Source organism: Candidatus Magnetobacterium casense (assembly GCF_000714715.1).
Taxonomy (GTDB): domain Bacteria; phylum Nitrospirota; class Thermodesulfovibrionia; order Thermodesulfovibrionales; family Magnetobacteriaceae; genus Magnetobacterium; species Magnetobacterium casense.
On record NZ_JMFO01000017.1, the window covers coordinates 20,320 to 39,842 of the forward strand.

Below are 19,523 nucleotides of genomic sequence, written 5' to 3' on the forward strand. Positions count from 1 at the left end.
AAACCGCCCCTTTCTTTTCTCTTGACTCGTATTATGGGCAGATACTTATGACGTTGCGGCCACCGATCATCTGCGCAGGCTTACCTCATGGACGGTATCAACGAGGGCCTTGACGTTGTCTACGGGTGTTTCGGGCAGTATGCCGTGTCCGAGGTTGAAGATGTGTCCCCTGGCTTGCGATGCCTTGAGGACTATCGACTTGGCAGCGATCTGGATGTATGGTCTGGTTGAAAAAAGCACACAGGGGTCGAGGTTGCCCTGGATTGGCATCTGCTTTGATCGGTTGATGGCGTCGTCTATGTCTATGCGCCAGTCTACGCCGATGACGTCGGCACCGGAGTCTGCGGCTATGTGCAGGATACCGGCACAGTTGTTGACAAAGTATATGATCGGTACACCGAGTGGTTTGAGGGCATTGAGTGTCTTTTTTACGTATGGGAAGACCCAGTTTTTGTAGTCCGTGGCAGAGAGCACGCCCGCCCACGTGTCAAAGAGCTGGATAGCATGGACGCCTGCCTCCACCTGGGCGCTAAGGTATGCGATCGTGCTTTGGGTTATCGTCCCCATGATGGCGTTAAAGAGGTTGGGGTTTGTGTGCATCATTTTTTTGGTGTGTATGAAGTGTTTTGAGCTACCCCCCTCGACCATGTACGTCAGGACGGTAAATGGCGCCCCGGCAAAGCCAATCAGTGGCACACCCAGGTCGGCAACGAGCAGCTTGATTGTCTCTAAGACGTATGGGACGTCTTCCTGTGGTTGTATGACCCTGAGGGCCTTGGCGTCGGCGATGTTTCTGACGGGGTTTTTAAAGACGGGGCCGCCGGTTTCGGGGAAATGCAGTTCCATGCCCATTTTTTCGGCGGGGATGAGGATGTCCGAAAACAGGATTGCGGCATCCACGCCCAGTATGTCTACGGGTTGCCTGGTGACCGTGGCGGCCAGCTCAGGGGTCTTGCACAGGGTAAGGAAATCAACGTCGGCACGTATCTTCTGATATTGCGGCAGATAGCGACCCGCCTGTCTCATGATCCATATTGGTGTAAAAGGGGTCCTCTCCCCTCTGCATGCCCTCAAAAACGCATCATTCATAAGTACACTCCCTACGTCATAGATATTTTAACAGGACAAACTCCTATTGTATATTGTAACATAATAAAGAAAAAAAGAAAGATTGCGATTGCCCTGACTAATAGCAGTGGCTTATTAAATCAGGCGAGTTCTGTCTTGGCCCGCTCGTAGTCTTCTACAATCCCGATGTCGATGAAGTAGGCGTCAAATTCAAAGCCATAGAATCGCCGACTCTTGTAGTAGCACTCGAGAAAATCCTTTTCGATGGAGAAGCCGGCAGGCAGGTCAAGTCCGTCAAACACCCCTGTGTCTAGCACGTAAACTCCGCCGTTGATAAGCCCAAAGGTGCGAGGCATCTTCTCTTGAAACCCTATAACCCTGTGGGTCTCATCAACAATCACAACGCCATATCTGTCAAAGTCCCGCATCGGCTTCAGTGCCATTGCAAATGCGCAGTCGTTTGAGCTATACAGGTCATACAGCTCAGGGAGGTCGGCACGGAACAGTGTATCGCCGTTTAAGACAAAGACCTCTCGTGCATCCGTACATGTGAGGGCCTTTTTAATAGCCCCTCCCGTCCCCAGCGGCTCATCCTCGATGCAATAGGTAAGGTCAATGCCACCAAAATATCGGCCAAAGTATTCCATAATCGCCTCTCTCCTGTAGCCGACGCTCAATATGCAGTTGCCAATCCCCTGGCTGCGCAGATACTCCAGGAGGTATTGCAGGAACGGTCTTCCGTTGACATCTGCCATGGGTTTTGGCAGACCGCCCAGGATTGTCTTGAGTCTGGTGCCCAGGCCGCCCGCCAGGACAATGGCCGTCTTTGTCATGGGCGTTTAAACATCGACTTTTCCACCAACTCACAGACAATGTGACCAATCAGGATGTGCGCCTCCTGTATCCGTGGTGTGTCAGAGGACGGAACGTTTATCAGGAAATTGCAGATGTCCTTCATTCCTCCGCCGCTTGCACCGGTCATGGCTACGGTTGTCATTCCGATACGTGTGGCGGTCTCTATGGCCTTTATGACGTTTGACGAGTTGCCGGAGGTCGATATCCCCACCAGGATATCGCCGGGTCTGCCGTTGGCCCTGACCAGGCGCGCATATATTTCGTCGTAGGAATAATCGTTTGCCACGGCGGTCAGATATGAGGTGTTACCGTGCAGGGCATCCGCAAAGAGCGGCTCCCTGTCGAAATAGAATCGCCCCGAAAGCTCCGCCGCTATGTGTTGTGCATCTGCGGCGCTTCCGCCGTTGCCGCACAGGAGCACCTTCTTGTCCTGCCTGAAGGCCGCTTCCATGGCCTCGGCCACCTCTGCAATCGTCTTCAGCAAGTCCGCATCGGACAGCAGCTTCTCCTTGACCGATATTGACCCCCTTATGGCATCCACTATTTGTTGATTCATCGTTGTCTCCTGCATTTTAAGTCATTACGTTATTAATTCTGAGATTTTGACGCCACGTCACAGGGTAAGGTCATTTTTATAGTATGCCTTAATGGCCTCGGCTTCCTTAATCAGCTCGGCAATTTTATCCTGGTAGACCTTTTCAAAGAACTTAAGCACCTCCGGATACTCCTTGACGATTTCCGTAACAAGGGGCCTGTTTAGCTCGTATAGGGACGTCTCTTCAGCAGCAATAACGGTGGCAGTGTTGGGTTGTCTGGTAAAGAAGGCAATTTCCCCCAGGATTTCGCCCTCGCCAAGTATGATGTCCCTGGACTCCACCTTATAAGGCAACGTTTCGGGTGATACAATCTTAACGGAACCTGCTTTGATTACGTATATGGAGTCAGACATATCAGCGTGGTTTATAATAGCCTGCCCCTTATTGTATTGTTGCAGGGATACCTTATCCAGTTTTCTCTTGAGCAAGTCGTTAAACAGGAGCAGGAAATTTGTGCGGTAATCGGTTTCGTCAACCGGCTCTGGTTGGCGGGATATTTCGGGCATCATAGTCCGTATTTTTCCCAGGACATCGGAGAGCAGTTTCACGTTGTTGAGCTTAGGATTGTTTAATACCTTAAGGGTAAACATGTCAATTGTAATGTCTGTAAGCTCGCTCAGAAACAGTCGGCTGAGGGTCAGGTATAAGAGAGCCGCCTCCGGTTTTCGATTTTCAGCGTACAGGGTTTTCACTTTATCCAGACCTGTTTCTATCCTGGACTTTGGTTTAAGCGAAAACGCAGTCTGTCCCTGCAGGGTTTCATTCATTGTTGCATCTGTCCCCAGAAGCAGAGCGTTACTTGAAAAGCCGCTTTCACCGGGCATTGCAGCCCCAATCAGGTTTTCACACACACAAGACTGGAGCATGCTCTGTTCTTTTTGCAGTGACTCAAACATGGAGTCGAGCCGGGAAACATAGAACTCCTTCAGCAGTGAGCGCAGGTCAGGTTTGATGCTCATGGCCTTTTGAAGCGTCTTATTGGTTATCACGAGGGTTTCGACATCGGTGAGGGCAGTGGCGGTGACGGGCATGGGCTTTGACGAAAACAAGGCCGATTCTCCAAAAAAATCACCGGTTGAAAGCGTTGACAGTGTCCTGGTTCCCCCCATAAGGAGGTTGTTTATCAGGTTGTTTAGCAACACCGGTGGTAACGGGAGGATAGTTCCCCGTGATTTGACTTTCTTTTGGGATACACGTACCGTGCCGCTTACTATTATGAACATGGATTCACTATGCTCTCCTTCTTTGCATATTGTTTCTTTAGCTTTGTATTTAACCAGGTCTATGTCGTTGAGCATTGTCAGTGTATTTTTGTCCAGTAACTCCGCAAAGAACCGCGGAACATCCTTACCCAGAAACACCAGGTCCAGGATTAGCAGAAACGTGTCATATGCCTCATCGATGTCTTCCGACTTTATCGCATTGTATAAATAACTTATCAGATAACTGAAATTGAAATCACTTTTTTTCACGGAAAATCCTCCGGTATTTTTTTTTGTTAAATCGGCAGGCACCTCTACTGCATACATATCTGCCTGATTAACATTAAGATTAACATGAAATAAAGATTACTGTCAATAAGGGTGCATAAATTTTTGGTGGCGTCAGGCTACATCCTTATAAATGTGTGACAATATTACTCCCGAGTCTGCCCTTGCGCTCTCCCTCAAACAATCCCTTGCGCTCTCCCTCAAGAAATGAATACTCTATTGCACCCCTTTCATCTGTCCACTACACTCTGTAGTTCATCCTCGGTTTTGGTAAACTTGGGCAGCTCTATAAAGTTGAATTCAAAGTCCACTAACTCCTGCCTGAGAGTGGCGGAGTTTAATATCAGATGTCTTGTGATGTAGCTGTCACCTTCAAATATGTCAAAGTCCACGATGCCTATGTATATCACCGGTTTTAATGCAGGATAATCGTCGCCTTTCTCCAACTGGTCAATATATGCCTTACTTGTATAGTACAGCACACGTTTTTCAAATCCGCGCCGCCTTTGAATCTGTATCTCTATTATAAATGTTATGCCCCTTTTATATACCGCCCTTATATCCAATATCGTCTCTTTCAGTATCTTTATATTTGGTGTCTGGTACGGAGGCAGGACCGCCTCTCTGAGCGTGTTTAGTTTGTGGTGGTGTGAGAGTGAGAGAATTATCAAGTTGTTTCAAAAATCAGACAATCACATCAGAAAATATGACAAATTGCAAATACTTGTCATCCCTTGACAAAAGTTGGTGTAATCTGTCATAAAATAACTGTAATGAAACTTATGACAGCAAGGAGCTTACATGTGTGAAAACGATAATATGCTTGGGCTGGCACTGAGCGGGGGGTTGCCAACCCCTCACCCCCGTAAAGGTTTTAAGACCTTACCGGTGGAAGATGCCGTGGGCATGATGCTGGCACACGATATCACGGAGATAAGACAGGGGGAGTTTAAGGGCAGGGCGTTTAAGAAGGGACACATCATCACGGCTGATGACATTGAACACCTCAAGAGACTCGGCAAAAACAACATATACCTGCTGGAAATAGACGATGATTCCATGCACGAAAACGATGCGGCCTTTGCGTTGGCTCGTTCGCTGGTCGGCAGTGGTGTAGAGATCGAGGGGCAACCTTCGGAGGGCAAACTAAACCTCCTGGCAGCACACAATGGTCTGCTCAAAGTAGATAAAGATGCCCTGTATAAGTTTAACCTCGTGGGCGAGGTGATGTGCGCCACGCTGCATACAAACACGGTCGTCACAAAGGGACAGATCGTTGGCGGTGTCAGGGCCATTCCGCTGGTGGTCAAAAAGGAGGTTGTCCAGCGGGCAGTCTCTGCCGCCAAGGACGCAAACGGTTGTCTGCAGGTCAGGGAGATTCGCAAGGCCAGAGCCGGCGTGGTCATCACCGGCAGCGAGGTCTATACCGGCAAGATAGAGGACAAGTTCCTGCCAGTGGTGCAGACCAAGATAGCACGCTTTGAGGGCGAGATCATAGGCTCCCATTTGGCTCCCGATGATGCAGCATTCATTGTACAGAGGCTCAGGGGACTCATCGAAGCAGGGGCAGACCTACTGATAATCACCGGGGGGTTGTCGGTAGACCCCGATGACGTTACGCGCCTTGCCGTCAATATGCTTGGCGTTACGGAGATGCACTACGGGGCAGCGGTGCTTCCCGGGTCGATGTTTCTGGTTGCCTACATGGAGGGTGCAGCGGGGGCAACCATCCCCATCCTCTGTATACCGGCCTGCGGAATGTATCACGGGATAACTATCTTTGACCTGGTGCTTCCACGTGTTCTGGCCGGAGACCACATCGGTAGAGAGGAACTGGCGGAGATGGGACACGGGGGACTGTGCATGCAGTGTAAGGAATGTCACTATCCCATCTGTCCCTTTGGAAAGTGACGCCCGTGCAGTTGTGCGACACATATGGCAGGGTCATTGACTATATACGCATATCCATAACCGACAGATGCAGTCTGAGGTGCATGTACTGCACCCCAACGAACTCCGCCTCACCCTACGACAGGGCAGAGGTGTTGACGTTTGAGGAGATATTGCGGTTTGTCCGGGCGGCCTCGGAGCTGGGGGTCAAAAAGATTCGCATCACCGGCGGAGAACCACTAATGCGTCGTGGCCTGCCGGAGCTGATTACGGAGATCAAGGCCATCGGGGGGATCGTTGACCTCAGCCTCACCACCAACGGACTAATGTTGCCGGAATACGCCCAAAAACTGGCATCTGCCGGCCTGAACAGGGTAAACATCAGCCTCGACTCCCTGCTCCCCCAACGCTATGCGCATATAACCGGAGGGGGCAACCTCAAAAAGGTGCTGGATGGCATACAGGCAGCAAAAAATGCCAACCTGACGCCCATTAAACTGAACATGGTGCCAATGAAAGGCATAAACGACGACGAAATCGAATCGTTTGCCCGCATGACTCTCACGCAGGATATCCACGTGCGTTTTATAGAACTCATGCCAACGGTGGTAATCGGTCGGCAGTACAAGGAGATGCTGATCAGCAGCAGTGAAATTCACCAGCGTCTGCAACAAATCTCCCCCCTGTATCCGGTCAAAATACGCCTCAATGGTCCGGCACGCTACTACAGATTTGAATCTGCCGCCGGTGTCATTGGCATCATCAGCGCCATCACGTGCCACTTCTGCCAGGACTGCAACAGAATGAGACTGACAGCCATCGGTAAACTAAAACCGTGTCTGTTCTCAAGTAAACTCATCGACCTCAAGCCATATCTTACAGAGGACTCATCCCTTGAACAACTCAAGGAACTGATCCGCACCGCAACCGAACTAAAACCCCGTGGCCACAATATCACTGCCACAGAATCCACCCTGGCCATGTCTCAGATCGGCGGATAGGGGAGAAATAAAGTTGCAAGGTATCCTCTTTAAAAAACATCTTGCTTTAAAAAATCCTGTGATGATTATGTATAGCACGGTTCAAAAAAAAAGAAAGGGGCGGCTCCGCTTCTTGGCGCTCCAGGTCGCACCCGCCCCGGCCAGAAAGAAGTCCCCTTGACCCCATAAATCTTAACCTTCTATCATCACAGAAATATTTACAGTAACAAATAAACTGTTGCATATTTTGTTTATTCTGGTCTATAATACTTGCTGAATGAACTCCATAAACTACGAGTGTTGCATCATAGGAGCAGGGCCGGCGGGGCTAGGGACGGCGATTGAACTGACCAGGGGCGGTGTAAAGGACATACTCATTGTAGATAAGGGCCACAAAGTGGGTGGACTCTCCAGGACGGATATCTATGGTGGAGCGAGGTTTGATATAGGTCCTCACAGGTTTTTTACAAGAAACCAGGAGATCAACGCCCTCTGGCACAACACCCTTGGGGCTGACTTCAGGGCAGTAGACAGGATAACCCGCATACACTACAAGGACAAGTTCTTCAACTATCCCATAAAGGCCCTCGACGTACTGACAAAACTTGGGGTCGTGGAGTCGGCAATGGCACTGGGGTCGTTTGCCGCTTCAAGGTTCAATGGCAATGAACGCCTGGAATCCTTCGAGGACTGGATAACACAGAAGTTTGGGCGAAAGTTGTATGAAACCTTCTTTAAAACCTATACGGAGAAGGTCTGGGGTATCCCGTGTGATCAGATAAGTGCGCAGTGGGCGGCACAACGGATAAAGGGGCTAGACGTGTTTGAGATTATCAAGAGGGCATTGTCTTGGGGTTCCCGGACGTCGCCCAAGACACTTGTGGAGCGGTTTGACTATCCTATTCTTGGTGCCGGTCAGATGTATGAGGCCATGTGTGAGGGCGTTGTTGCCCGTGGCGTGGATGTCTTGTTGTCAACCGGGGTTGTGTCGTTTAATCGTCGGCAGGACGTGGTAGACTCGATAGACATTATCACGGCAGAGGGGCAGAGGCAGCGGATTTCGGCCAGACATTTTTTCAGCTCTGCCGCCCTGACGCATTTCTTCCGCCTCCTTGACCCCAAGGATGAACACCTGGACTATGCAACGGTGGATGCCCTGTATTATCGTGACCACATAACCGTCAACATCCTGCTCGATGAGACCGGTGTCTTTCCTGACCAGTGGGTATACATACACTCGCCTGATGTGAAGGTGGCGCGGATTGCCAACTACAACAACTTTTCACCGGAGATGGTCAGAGACAAGGGCATGACGGCCCTCAGTGCGGAGTACTTCGTGTTTCAGCACGAGTCCCTATGGAGGTTGTCAGATGACGAAATAAGAGAGATGGCCGCAGATGAGTTGCAGCACCTGGGGCTTATCAGGAAAGAGCGGGTTGTAAACTCGTGGGTTGTGCGTGAGACCGAGGCCTATCCGACGTATTATATCAACTTTGAAGGGGCCTACGATGCCGTAAAGGCACGTACGGACACATACATCAACTTCTCTCCGATTGGGCGTGGCGGACTGTACAAGTACAACAACCAAGACCATTCGATCTTGAGCGGCATACTGGCCGCCCGCAATTACCTGAAACTGCCCGGAACGCCATACCGCATCTGGGATATTAACATAGATGCCCAGTACCATGAAGGCGGCAAAAGGGTAGTCCTGTAGAGGTAGTGATACTATCCTTTGATGGTTTTTCCTAATCAGGCATTTAATGCTGTTTTTAAAGATGGATTCCCACTTTCGTAGGAATGACAGGGAATGGCTTTTTTAGCTCGTCTATGTCATTCCTGCGTAAGCAGGAATCCAGAAGTGCAAAGGGCAGGTGATGTTCATTTTCATGGACTATTGAATAATGAGGGTTTAGTCTACATGCATCACTACTTGTTCAGGACTACCAGATTTTTAATTGCCCTCCTTCTTTTCTTGAGCACAGAAATGTTACAATTACCACTGTAATGTTAAGACAGACAATCACTTTAATACTGACGGTGGTGTGTTTTTTCGCATTTGCTGCAATAGCTGTCGGTAGCGATAACGTCGCCGGTGGCAATCACGCCGGCAACGACAGCTCCGCACTGGCAATAAAGGCCGATTCGCTGGAGTACAACAGCAAGGAAAAGATATACTACCTCAAGGGCAACGCATCGCTGCTCAAGGGGGCATCCTTTGTCTCTGCCGACTATATAGAGTTCCACGAGGAGCAATCCATCGCCGTGGCAAAGGGCAGCGTCTACTACGACGATAACGAAATAACCATCCGTGCTCGTTCGGCGGTGCTCAATACCGTAAAGAAGACCGGTTCGCTTATACAGGCGTCGGTGTTCGTAAAAAATGGCAACTACCACGTCACGGGGGAGTATCTCATAAAGTTGAGCGACATGGAATACAGGATACAAAACGCAAACATCACCACCTGCGACTCGATCCCCTGGGACTGGTGCATATACGCACAGGAGGCCGAAATCGAAGTCGATGAACAGATCAGGGCAACCGGGGTGATCGGCAAGATCGCCGACCGGTCGGTCTTATATACGCCGGTGTTTTCTGCTGCATTAAGACGCAAGACGGGGTTTCTGATCCCCGGCCTGGGATTCCACAGCGACAAGGGGACCTATGTGAGCATCCCATTTTACTGGGTACTCTCAGAAAACCGGGACATGACGATAGTGGCCGAAAATCTCACCCGCAGGGGCCTGGCAGAGGGCGTTGAATACCGCTACGTGGAACCCGGCGGGATACAAGGCACCTGGTGGGTGTATCACCAGCACGACAAGGTCGTAGGTAAGGACTATGTCATGGTCAAGGGTACACACACGCAGGAGACAAACAACGGCATGTCCGCATTTTTCAACGTAAACTACCTCAACGAAAGCGACTATTACAAACAGTACAGCCCACACTTCCAGTTGAGTATCCAGCGATTTCTGGAGTCAACGGCCGAGGCGTCCTACTCCACCGACAAATACCGTGCCTACGTCCTCAGTCAGTACTTTACGGATTTGCAATACAAGACCGGCCTGACATCACAAAAGCTGCCGGAGTTGGGATTATCCCTGCACCCCACAGACCTGTGGCAGTCGGATGTGATTCCCGGCAGGTTTTCCGTGACGTCGTCTGTGGCGAACTTCACGTCGGATGACGGAATCAAGGGACAACGCCTCTATGTCTCCCCCCGGCTCTACAGCTCCACGGGTGATACGGTCAGATTTGTGCAGAACGGTGCCATGAGGGCCGACGTGTATTCACTATCGGGGGCGTTGCCGACACCAGACAACCTCTCTGTGACCGCTCTGTCAGACAGACACGTCCAGGGTGCTGCTCTGATCTACAACGCCGAGGTCAACACCTCACTCATAAGGCACTACCCGTCCTTTACGCACGTCCTTGAACCCGCCATCGGGTATCTATACGTCTCCGACGGCCCGCGCATGGCAGAACTGGATGCCTTTGAGGACTTCAACAAGACATCGGAACTGGGCATATCCCTCATGAACTACTTCAGGGTTGACAACGGCACGTCGCTCTACCTCAAGGTGTCAGAGCCGTACTACACGGCAAAGTCCACCGAACAGTTTGGTCCGTTGAAGCTGCAGGCACGCCTTGAATCCGCCGTAACTCTAAAGGCAGACACCACCTACGACTTCTACAAGGACACCATAAAGACGGCTAACTCGGAGGTCGGAGTCAACATAGCCAAGACAGCCCTCTTTGTCGGCGAACGGTATAACAAGGACAAATCCACACTCTTTCTCACCGGCGGTGTCGGCTACAACATCACGGATAGTCTCAGAATAAGCACCAGAACCTGGTACGATACCAAGGGCGATGGCCTGAGAAACCTGACGCTCGACCTCCTGTACTCAAAGCAGTGCTGGGGGATTGACGTCCTCTACAGCAAGACACACGACCGATACACCGTGTACTTCTTTATCGAACTGAAGGGGCTTGGAAAATACAAGTTCTTTGGAGTGTAAGCGGTTTTTGGGTAGTACTCCAGTCCGTTCCCCTTTTGAGTACATTTCTCCCCAAATGGGGAGAGCGTAACTCTCCGAGGTTGTACACATCCCTTTTACATTGAGCAGTTCTACCCTGGCAAGAAAGTTGCAATAGCCTGTATATCAATTGCAGCAACACTGCAAGAGACAAAAGCAGAAAACTCTAACGAATATAAGAAACCTAACAAAGGAGGTGACAACGAATGAAGAAGTTTTTAGCGTTAATGGCAGCAGTAGCACTTAGTCTTTCTCTGAGCTTGGTTGGCTTTGCAGAGGAGGCGCCAGCCCCGGCAGCTCCGGACGCACCAGCAATGGAGAAGCCTGCAAAGAAGCCTGCAAAGAAACACAAGGTAAAAAAGGCAAAGAAAGCAGCGGCAGATGCACCAGCGGCAGATGCACCAGCAGCACCAGCAGATGCACCTAAATAAATTGCCCGAGCATGTGCGGAGAATATAACTCATGAGTCAGTTTTTAGCGTTAGTTGCAGCGGTGGCTTTTACTCTGACCTTGACGGTGATGGGGTTTGCATCCGTGCCCGCAACACAGAAGTGATAGTATAAGGTTAAGCCGGTACATGCAACAGAGATATGGCGAAGAAGAAGCACAAGAAAACAGCTTCCACAGTAACCAGCGTGGAAGAAAACGGATAACTAGAGATTTTATCTCTATAGTAAACTAACCTTTGGAACAAAAAAAGGAGTGAACATGAAGAGAATATTTGCAACACTGTTAGCAGTAGTATTTGCCCTAGCACTTAACACGGCAGTATTTGCCGAGGAGAAGAAAGACGCAGCAGCACCTGCAGCACCTGCAGCAGAGCCGGCTAAGAAAGAAGAGAAGAAAGACGCAAAGAAAGACGCAAAGCACGGCGAGAAGAAAGAAGAGAAGAAAGAAGAGAAGAAAGAAGAGAAGAAATAACCTGTTTCCTCTTCAAGTGCGACCAATATACTGTACGTAACGACAATGTAGTATAATACGGACATAAAGGACTCATACTCCACCCCTTAACGGATAGGGGTCAAGGGAGCCAGGCAACCTTGAAGGAGAGAGGGGGTCAATTTTCCACAGGGGGAAGGGCAATGCAAGGGAGAGAAATCCCTGACGCAATGCCTTTCCCTCTGTGCCAATTTGTATGAATTTTAACGAAGAACTTAAACATTTGCTTTTAACCGGTCATCGGGGCTGTGACATAGTCAGGTATCACAGCCGCAGGATGGATGAGTTTGTCTGCCGTACCGTAGCAGACACTAACGGTAATGCCGGCGACACTCAGTCAACCCCCTGCTTTGGAGTCTTTGCAACAGGGGGCTATGGCAGAAGTGAACTGGCCCCACATTCAGACATCGACCTCATGTTCCTGCTCAGAGACAGGGACGATACTGCACAGATCGAGGCTATCTATTATCGGCTGCTGGATAGCGGCATCCACATCAGTCACTGCGTCAGGACACCACGGGAGTGCATCGAGGAGGGTTTGAAGGACGTGCGCACCCGGACGTCGCTTTTGGATACGCGCTTCATTGCCGGTAATCCGCAGATGCAGCAGGTCTTTAGAGACAGCGTACTAACCGGACTGCTCTTCTTTGACGCTCCAGGTCGCACCTGGTTTGATGCTCCACCGGGTGGTACCTGGCTGAAAAATCAGCGGGAATTCTTTGCCCTGCGATTACAGGAGATGAGCGACAGACACAAAAAGTTCGGCGCATCGGTCTACCTGCTCCAGCCCAACGTAAAGGACTCCGCCGGCGGACTCAGGGACGTACACGAGGCCCTCTGGCTGTCAAAGATTGCACTGAACTTTAAGTCGATGGCCGATTTTGCACAGATTCTCTCACGAAGCGACTACAGAAGACTACTGGCTGCATGGGATTTTCTGCTCAAGGTTCGGGTTGCCCTGCACCTGTCAACCCTATCCAATGGACACCTCACCCCGGCCCGCGGTGGCGACACGCTGTCTTTTAACGATCAACAATCCGTCGCAACCCTCCTTGGTATTAACGATACACAATACTTTAGCGCCTCAGAGCGCCTCCTGCGCCTATACTACATCAGGGCCTCCACTATTAAAACTATAACCGAAAAAATACGAAACATCGCAGGCTCAATGTTTGTGCGTCTGCCGCGTAGGGCAAAGACCTACCGCATAGACAACCTCTTTTCACTGTCACAAAACAAGATAATGATAAACGATGAACAGGTATTAAAAACATCCCCGCACAAGATAATCGATGCCTACATAATAAGTGCAAGGACAGGCAAGGGGTTCACCAAATATCTGACCTCGCTGATAAGAAAACACACCCACCTGATCAACAAGGAGGTCAGGACCTCACGGGCTGCCATCAGCGGGTTAATGGAGATATTCAGGAGTCCGACCCCCTACGCCTCACTGCAGATGATGTTCAACGACGGCGTTCTGGGCAGGCTTATCCCGGAGCTGGCACCGCTTAGGTTGCTTGTCGTCTCAGAGCCTTATCACATATACACCGTCGATGCACATACCATGCTCGCCATCAAGACCCTACAGCAACTGGGCTCCCCCACTGGGGGCTATGATAAATTTGTGTCGTTGATATATAATAACTTTAAGGACAAGGAGATACTGTACATGGCGGTTTTGTTCCACGACATAGGAAAGACAATGGGCCGGTGGCACAGCACCCGAGGCTACATGCAGGTCAAACCCGTGCTGGACCGCCTGCAACTGGGTAAGTCACAGAGGCCAGGAGCGTCCTGGAGCGGTAAAGAAATTGAGTTCCTCGTCAAAAACCACCTGCTCCTGTCACGCAGTGCCTTTACAAAGGACATTGACGACCATGACACTATCGCAGACCTGGCGGAAGGCATCAGAGATGAACGTACATTAAACGCCCTCCTGCTTGTCACCTACGCCGACATGTCCGCAGTAAACCCCGACTTCTTCACAGGATGGCGGAAATCACTCGTCATCGCCCTGTACAACAGGCTAATGAAGCACATCAGGGGCATCGAGCAACAATCCATCGAAACATACATCGGTAACGATGACGAAATCAGGGCATTTGTCGCTACAATGCCCAGGCGCTATCTCCAAACCACTGCCCCACAAAAGATGCGCCGGGAGGTTGAACTCCTCCGGGGGGTTAACACGTGCGGGTTTGCCCTGAGCGTCGAACATCGGCACGGAAACACAACGGAACTTACCGTGCTGGCTAGGGACAGGGCCGGACTGCTCAGTGACATCGTTGGCGTGTTGTCGCTGCGGGCGCTCAATATCCTTTCACTGCGCACGTTTGCAAGCACCAACGGATATGTCATAGACAGGCTCCAGGTCTCAAACTATAAGGAAATCTGGTGGGAGGGCATGGATGAACTCATCGAGGCAGAACTGAGACAGGTGTGTGTGCCAAAAAACCCCGACACGATACCCCCCCTGATCGTAAGGAAATATCCACGCAGAGATACCAGAATCGCACCATTTCTGGAGGTGGACAACGACCCCGCACGACACTATACGGTCTTTGAAACCATAGCGACCGACAGGATAGGACTGTTACACGACATCGTAAGTGTGTTTTCCAACAATGCCCTCGATATCATGATGGCACGCGTCAATACGGAGATGGATATAGCACATGATGTTTTCTTTGTCACAGGTGCCAAAATGATAAAGGAGCCTGTTGAGACAGAGACGCTCATGGTCTTGATGGGGCAACTATGGAACGTGTTAAACTAAGACGTATCTTAACTGCCCTGACGGCAGTGGTGCTGCTGGCATACTTGAGCACGGCAGCCTATCGTTATGCCAACGGGTTGTTTAAAGATGAGCTTACCTCGCAGTTAGAAAAATTCCTGGGCAGGGATGTGACAATTGATGATGCGTACATTGTCCTCCTTCCGCCATCCGTGCATATCAGGGGACTGAACGTGGCCTCCGACAAGAAGGGAAAACCAATACTCCACCTTGGTTCTGCCGATGTATATGTAAGCATCCTGCCGCTGCTGTATAACAAGCTTGTGCTGCAAAAGGTCTTTGTCGGCAAGCTCGCCGTGGATACCTCACGGGCATACGTAGAAGAAGTCATCGCAAAACAAAAGAAAAAGCCCTCGCAAAAGAAGGGGCTTTCCGTTGAACTGAGCGCCTTCAATCTCAAGGGGATGTCGGTAAAGTTCTACGACGGCACCAAGGATGCCGATCTGTCCCTGGGGGAACTCAAGGGACAGGTGCTGCCCAATATGACAGGGCTTAGGCTAAAAATGACAGACCTGGCGTTTTACTCAGCCACCCTGAAGCCCAAGCTCCACGAAAAAATCAACTTCAGTACCGTCGTCCTCAAACTCAAGTCCACCTCTGCCAATGGGATCGCCTACAACGTCGAGGAGGCGTCGTTGGCCTCTGAGGGGCTGAACCTCCGAATCATTGGCAAGCTCGGTGGCAAGTCCAAAGCGGGAGTGTCCCGCCGCATAAAAGAAGCAGACAGCGTTGCACTAAGAAGCAAGGTATCCGTGGAGATGGCGTATCTCAAGCGCCTCCTGGGTCTCAAGAATCCCGGGGCAGGCAATGTCTCAATCGAAGGGCCGATTAACTACGATGCGACAAACGGACTGCAACTGGCGCTCTCCGCCGGCGGCAGGCTCCATATCGAAACGCTGTTGGAGCTGATCGGCGAAAAGGAACCGATAAGAGGCGACGTCAGCTTTAAGGGCACCTTCAATGCTGCCATAAACGGCCCAACCAAAAAGCTCAGGGGCGAGGCAAACGCCGCCCTCAAAACGGGCAGCTTCTACGGCATAGACGTTGACGCCCTCTCCTGCAAGGTCATATACGACGGCCCCAGCTTGAAATTTATCACAAAGGATGCCAGGGTCTACAACGGCAATGCCCGGGGCGAGGTCACGCTGGCAATGCCCGTTGTCGATAAATTCACCGTGGATATCAAGGCCGATAACATTGACAGTAAGCCGGTCTTTAAGCTGATCAACTGGGACCCCGGCCTTTCCCCGGGCAAGGTGCGTGGCAACGTCTACTCAAGCGGGGCCGACTTTAATCCCAGTTCCACGTTTGTCTACAAGACCACTCCGGCTGCTGAAAAGGCCGCGAGGGTCAACAACGAAAACATCCTCAAGCGCGTAAGCGAGGTCTCAGGCAGTGTGGACATTTTTGGCGACGTCGTAACCCTCAAGGACATTGTAGCAAAGACGGAGCACTCCCAGGGCAGGGGCAATGGCATATTAGACCTCAACTCTGACAAACTGCGCTTGAAGGTGGACGTCAACACCGGTGATATCGTCGAGCTGACCAGCCCCTCTACTAACAGGCTAACTGGCAGCGGTACCTTTACCGGTGAAATAACGGGCACGGGGCAGTTCCCACTCATCAGCGGCACCGTCAGCCTGGATAAGGGCAATTTCTGGGGCTTTGACTTTACCGCACTACAGGGTCAACTGCGCTACAGTCGTCAACTGCTGGAGCTGAAGGACGGCACCGCCCTGACGTATACGGGCAACACCTCTTTTGCCGGGGCAGTACATTTCAGCGATACCAAGTATATCTTCGACTTCAATCAGCCGGTGATGGCCTTTGACGTTGCCGTAAGGGGGGCCGATGTCGGGGGGGTGTCAAAGAGGTTCTCCGGGGGCAGTGGCTTCAGTATGTCCAGCCAAAAGATGTCGGGTAAACTCAGTACGACATTCAGTGTATCGGGGCCGCTGGAGAGTTTAAAGTACGCCGGAGACTTTGACGTAGGCAAGTTCGAGGTTGCCAATCATCCCGTGGGTCTTGCACGCGGCCAGTTTGTGTACCACGATGAGGCGTTTACCATACAGCGGTTGACCCTTAAGACGGATGTCTCGGAGGTAAGCGCCGCTATTGGGGTCTCACTCAAGGGCGTCACTGGCGACGATTGGCAACCGTTGCGCTACAAGATCAACTCCGATAGCTGTATTATAAACGAAAAAGATATCCCCTATGCGAAGTTGCCGCGTACACAAAAGGGTGGCGTGCAGAGGGGTGTTATATCCACGCTCTGGGGGGACCCCGTGCTGCATTGCCGGTTCTCCGGTGAGGGCACCCTGGGGCAGCCGGCCCTTGTGATGAATGCCTGGGGCAAGGAGGCAAAGTCGCCAAACGTGGCCGAGGCAAGGCTCACCGGCGATGGCGTAAACTTCAAGGCCGGACTGCTCGATGGCAACATAGGTGTCAAGGGCAAGGCGGGCATATTTGCCAAGGACACACCGTGGTTGCTTGACGGCACTATAAAACGCAACGACTACGCACCGTTGGCCAGGAAGTTTGACCCTCGTCTGCCGCAGGACTTACGACTCACTACCCTGGGCAGTTTCTCTCTCTATGGCAACGCACAGACACTTAAAGGCAGGCTCCTGGTGCCAACGCTTGAGGGGTCTGCCTATGAGCAGGCATTTTCCAACACCGCCCCGATTGATATCTCCCTGGATGGCAGAGGGGTACATGTAAACTCCTTTGTGCTGACAACGGGGCAGACCGCTATATATCTCACCGGTTCGCTGGTGGCGGGGAAGTCGTACAACCTCAACATCACCGGCAAGCCCAGGCTGAATCTGTTCAGGGGTGTATCGGACAAGATAAGTTGGCTAAACGGGGATGCCGATGTGGCTATTTCCGTTGTTGGCAACTGGCAGAGTCCTCAACTGACTGGCGGTATAGACATTAAGGGCGCAACGCTTGGGATCACAAACATCCGACACTACTTTAATGACATCAACGCCTACATGTACTGTGACGTCAGGAGGTGTGTCGTTCAATCTCTGAATACAAACTTTGGAGGCAGCCTCTTATCGGGCAGCGGAGTGGCCTACATTGACGGTCTCAGCATCAAGAAGTTCTACCTGGAGGGCAATCTCAAGAACATGCCGGTATACATCAGCGATGGCTTTAAGGCGTACCTCGATGGCAACCTGTACTACAGCGGAGACCTGGCAAAGCAGACCCTTTCAGGCAGCATCAAGATAGCCAAGGCCCGCTACACCAGGAATCTCTACCTCCAGGAGATGATCCTTGCCAACACCACGCCGCAGTTGTCACGGTTGACCACGCTTAAGGCACTGGAGTTGAACGTCAATCTCACCGGGGATGACAACATAGCCATAGAGAACAACGTCATAGAGTCGATGCTAAAGGTAGACCTCCTGGTGCGTGGCACGGCCTCAACCCCCGTACTATATGGCCGCATACAGACAGACCGCGGAAAGGTGCTCCTGCAAAAGAGCGAGTTCGACCTCATCAACGCCAGCGTTGATTTCACGGGAGAGGAGGGGTTCAATCCCTTTGTCAACGTCCTGGCCGAAACCACGATCAGCGGCTACAGCATCCGCCTGGTGATGGATGGTCAACTGACAAAGGCCAACGTAGCGTTGTCGTCTTTTCCGCCGTTGACGGAGAAGGCCATCGTCAATCTCCTCTCCGAGGCCGGAACGTCCACGCTGTTGACGACCAGGTATCAGAGTCTCGTCGAGGAGCGGCTGAAGAAGATCGGCGGCCTTAGCAGGATACAGTTGGCCCCCTCCTATGACGAGGACAAGTCTACGATCACGCCGCAGATGATAATCTCCAAGAAGTTTCTCAACGGTAAACTAAACCTGTCGTTCATAACCACCTCCACCAAGGGCGACAAGATCAAGGCCCAGTACATGCTAAGGAAGAACATCTCCCTCGTAGGCGAAAGAAACGAGCTAGGCCGCCTAGGCGCTGACGTAAACTTCAGGTACGAATTCAAGTAGCAGAGAATACAACTCCAAGAAAAGAAAGAAAGAAGGGGTCGGCTCCGCCCCCTCTTCAGAATGCTTAAGTCAACAGCATTAGGTTTGAGGGGGCCCTTTCTTTATCTTCCGGTCAAATGCGATTGCCCTGTCGTACAGTGCCATTGTATTGACTATTTCCTCGGGTACATGCTACGCTTGTCGTAATGCCAACCGACCTGTTACCGATACCGATCCTCAGAGAGGGGTTGACAGCCCTGGCGATTCCTGCTGCGGAGTGGCTGCTGGAGGCCTTTGGTGTCTATCTCAGGGAGCTTAAGAGGTGGAGTCGCATACATAACCTAACCGCTATTACCGAGGACGTCGATATTGTCCGACGACATTTTCTTGATTCACTCCTGTACCTGAGATGCCTTCCACCCGATGCACGCAGCGTAATCGACGTAGGTAGCGGTGCGGGTTTTCCGGGTATCCCCATGAAGTTGGTCAGACCGGAGTTGTTGCTGTGCCTGCTGGAACCAACGGGTAAAAAGGTCGCATTTCTCAGGCACATGGTTGCCACGCTGTCCCTGCCTGACGTCACCGTGCTTCAGGGCAGGGTCGAAGACATCCCTGTCATCCCGGGGGGTACATACGACGCTGCGGTAGTGAGGTCGCTCTTTTCTGTTGACGCCTTCCTGACAAAGACCGCCGCCCTGGTAAAACCACGTGGCGTCATGATCCTCAGCAAGGGCAAAGGCTACGAAAAGGAACTCATCGGCCTCAACACAGATGCCCTGCACATTGAGCAACTCACCATACCCACCACCGATATACAGAGGTTTATAATCACGGCAACAATGCCTGCCTGATTGACTTGTTGACAAGCATACGGTGACAGT

Annotated in this window: 14 protein-coding genes; 9 read left to right on the forward strand and 5 right to left on the reverse strand. The window is 51.4% G+C overall.

All coding sequences use genetic code 11. The features are described 5' to 3' along the window. Positions 1-66 precede the first annotated feature (66 nt). From hemE to Mcas_RS09990, 5 genes are all read right to left on the reverse strand, one after another. Entirely contained in the window at positions 67-1,089 is a 1,023-nt protein-coding gene (gene hemE / locus Mcas_RS09970; protein ID WP_040335392.1) for a uroporphyrinogen decarboxylase, read from the reverse strand. Positions 1,090-1,208: 119 nt separating this feature from the next. After that, complete coding sequence (locus Mcas_RS09975) at positions 1,209-1,901, reverse strand: nucleotidyltransferase family protein (RefSeq protein ID WP_040335393.1); 693 nt, start codon at positions 1,899-1,901, stop codon at positions 1,209-1,211. Further along, entirely contained in the window at positions 1,898-2,479 is a 582-nt protein-coding gene (locus Mcas_RS09980; protein ID WP_040335394.1) for a D-sedoheptulose-7-phosphate isomerase, read from the reverse strand. The genes Mcas_RS09975 and Mcas_RS09980 overlap by 4 nt, the downstream gene beginning before the upstream one ends. A gap of 57 nt (positions 2,480-2,536) precedes the next feature. Further along, positions 2,537-3,991, reverse strand: coding sequence for a cyclic nucleotide-binding domain-containing protein (locus tag Mcas_RS16735; protein WP_162176302.1), 1,455 nt, complete (start codon positions 3,989-3,991; stop codon positions 2,537-2,539). A 248-nt stretch (positions 3,992-4,239) separates the two neighbouring features. Beyond that, positions 4,240-4,680: an Rpn family recombination-promoting nuclease/putative transposase gene (locus Mcas_RS09990; protein ID WP_052567120.1), complete on the reverse strand. Its 441-nt coding sequence runs from the start codon at positions 4,678-4,680 to the stop codon at positions 4,240-4,242. Between the two features lie 130 nt (positions 4,681-4,810). On the opposite strand from Mcas_RS09990, the gene Mcas_RS09995 reads away from it, so the two are divergent. The 9 genes from Mcas_RS09995 to rsmG all read left to right on the forward strand — a co-directional run bounded on the left by Mcas_RS09995 (position 4,811) and on the right by rsmG (position 19,493). Continuing rightward, complete coding sequence (locus tag Mcas_RS09995; protein ID WP_200873681.1) at positions 4,811-5,920, forward strand: molybdopterin-binding protein; 1,110 nt, start codon at positions 4,811-4,813, stop codon at positions 5,918-5,920. A gap of 5 nt (positions 5,921-5,925) precedes the next feature. Continuing rightward, the gene (moaA, locus tag Mcas_RS10000) at positions 5,926-6,900 is read left to right on the forward strand and encodes a GTP 3',8-cyclase MoaA (protein ID WP_200873682.1); all 975 of its coding nucleotides are present in this window, start codon (positions 5,926-5,928) and stop codon (positions 6,898-6,900) included. Between the two features lie 256 nt (positions 6,901-7,156). Next, positions 7,157-8,596, forward strand: a complete 1,440-nt coding sequence (locus Mcas_RS10005) for an NAD(P)-binding protein (protein ID WP_040335395.1) — start codon at positions 7,157-7,159, stop codon at positions 8,594-8,596. A 290-nt stretch (positions 8,597-8,886) separates the two neighbouring features. Next, entirely contained in the window at positions 8,887-10,905 is a 2,019-nt protein-coding gene (locus Mcas_RS10010) for an LPS-assembly protein LptD (protein ID WP_040335396.1), read from the forward strand. A 224-nt stretch (positions 10,906-11,129) separates the two neighbouring features. Continuing rightward, positions 11,130-11,354, forward strand: a complete 225-nt coding sequence (locus tag Mcas_RS10015) for a hypothetical protein (RefSeq protein WP_040335397.1) — start codon at positions 11,130-11,132, stop codon at positions 11,352-11,354. 277 nt (positions 11,355-11,631) lie between these two features. Then, the gene (locus tag Mcas_RS10020) at positions 11,632-11,844 is read left to right on the forward strand and encodes a hypothetical protein (RefSeq protein ID WP_040335398.1); all 213 of its coding nucleotides are present in this window, start codon (positions 11,632-11,634) and stop codon (positions 11,842-11,844) included. 214 nt (positions 11,845-12,058) lie between these two features. Continuing rightward, positions 12,059-14,641: a [protein-PII] uridylyltransferase family protein gene (locus Mcas_RS10025; RefSeq protein WP_081853767.1), complete on the forward strand. Its 2,583-nt coding sequence runs from the start codon at positions 12,059-12,061 to the stop codon at positions 14,639-14,641. Further along, positions 14,623-18,663, forward strand: coding sequence for a translocation/assembly module TamB domain-containing protein (locus Mcas_RS10030; RefSeq protein WP_040335400.1), 4,041 nt, complete (start codon positions 14,623-14,625; stop codon positions 18,661-18,663). Before Mcas_RS10025 ends, Mcas_RS10030 begins: the two co-directional genes overlap by 19 nt. Positions 18,664-18,848: 185 nt before the next feature. Next, positions 18,849-19,493 carry a 16S rRNA (guanine(527)-N(7))-methyltransferase RsmG gene (gene rsmG / locus Mcas_RS16740; RefSeq protein WP_052567123.1) on the forward strand — a complete coding sequence of 215 codons (645 nt, stop codon included), beginning with the start codon at positions 18,849-18,851 and terminating at the stop codon, positions 19,491-19,493. The last annotated feature ends 30 nt before the right edge of the window (positions 19,494-19,523 follow it).

Bases quoted from the DNA above. Each gene is read 5' to 3' on its own strand.
- hemE (WP_040335392.1), bottom strand. From the start codon at position 1,089: ATGAATGATGCGTTTTTGAGGGCATGCAGAGGGGAGAGGACCCCTTTT.
- Mcas_RS09975 (WP_040335393.1), bottom strand. From the start codon at position 1,901: ATGACAAAGACGGCCATTGTCCTGGCGGGCGGCCTGGGCACCAGACTC.
- Mcas_RS09980 (WP_040335394.1), bottom strand. From the start codon at position 2,479: ATGAATCAACAAATAGTGGATGCCATAAGGGGGTCAATATCGGTCAAG.
- Mcas_RS09995 (WP_200873681.1), top strand. From the start codon at position 4,811: ATGTGTGAAAACGATAATATGCTTGGGCTGGCACTGAGCGGGGGGTTG.
- Mcas_RS10005 (WP_040335395.1), top strand. From the start codon at position 7,157: ATGAACTCCATAAACTACGAGTGTTGCATCATAGGAGCAGGGCCGGCG.
- Mcas_RS10010 (WP_040335396.1), top strand. From the start codon at position 8,887: ATGTTAAGACAGACAATCACTTTAATACTGACGGTGGTGTGTTTTTTC.
- Mcas_RS10015 (WP_040335397.1), top strand. From the start codon at position 11,130: ATGAAGAAGTTTTTAGCGTTAATGGCAGCAGTAGCACTTAGTCTTTCT.
- Mcas_RS10020 (WP_040335398.1), top strand. From the start codon at position 11,632: ATGAAGAGAATATTTGCAACACTGTTAGCAGTAGTATTTGCCCTAGCA.
- Mcas_RS10025 (WP_081853767.1), top strand. From the start codon at position 12,059: ATGAATTTTAACGAAGAACTTAAACATTTGCTTTTAACCGGTCATCGG.
- Mcas_RS10030 (WP_040335400.1), top strand. From the start codon at position 14,623: ATGGAACGTGTTAAACTAAGACGTATCTTAACTGCCCTGACGGCAGTG.
- rsmG (WP_052567123.1), top strand. From the start codon at position 18,849: ATGCCAACCGACCTGTTACCGATACCGATCCTCAGAGAGGGGTTGACA.